The 847-nt window shown below is 64.8% G+C and carries 1 protein-coding gene; it reads right to left on the bottom strand.

Annotated features, from left to right (window positions below):
* On the bottom strand, positions 1–847 hold an 847-nt coding region (locus tag EN750_RS36790; protein WP_189526773.1), incomplete at both ends, for a cation:proton antiporter.

Here is an 847-nt window from a genome sequence, read left to right as displayed (position 1 = left end):
CAACACGCGCCTGCGCAACCTCGCGGTCGACGGTTTCGTCAGGGTCGAGGTTCAGCAGGCGCAGCAGCGGCTTCAAGCTCATGCCTTGCAGCACCAGCGTGCCGAGCACGACCGTGAAAGCAGCGAGCACGATCGGGTCGCGGGCCGGGAATTCAGCCGGCAGGGCGAATGCCGCCGCAAGCGTCACCAAACCTCGCATCCCGCACCAGCCGATCAGCACGCCGCCACGAAACGACGGAGCGTCACGCTGACGATCAGCCACGCCGAAACGGCCAAACCACCTGATGATCGCTCCGCACCCCAGCACCCAGATGAGGCGTGAGACGATGACGATGGCAAGCACTGTCCCGGCCAGGACGAACGCATCGGTCTGCCCCTGCCCGGCAAGCCTGCCGACGATCGTACGCGCCTGCAGGCCCATCAGCACGAAAGCCAGAACATTGAGCACGAAGACCGCCGTCTCCCAGACCGAATAGGAGCTGATGCGGTTTCTGGCCGGCATGCGGCGCGGTGCGGTGCGGGCGATCGTCATGGCATAGACGACTATGGTGATGATGGCCGATAGTCCGATCCTGTCAGCCAGGATCCAGACCCCGAATGTGCCGGCAAATTGCACCACAGTGCCGCTCGCCGGGTCCTCGATCCGGCCCAGCGTCATCAGAGACACCCGGCCAAGCAGGTAGCCGGCGGCAAGGCTGCCGAGCGTGGACAGCAGGATCATCGGAACGGCGCTGCTCAGCAGAATGGAACCTGCTGCCGCCGAAATCGCCATCCGGTAGATCAGCAAGGCGGTGGCGTCGTTGAGCAGGCTCTCGCCTTGCAGAATGGCAGTGATGCGGTGCGGCAC

It is taken from the genome of Mesorhizobium sp. M7A.F.Ca.ET.027.03.2.1 (assembly GCF_003999175.1).
Taxonomy (GTDB): domain Bacteria; phylum Pseudomonadota; class Alphaproteobacteria; order Rhizobiales; family Rhizobiaceae; genus Mesorhizobium.
Note: the sequence above shows the minus strand (reverse complement) of the source record. Positions and strands in the feature narration are given on the sequence as shown.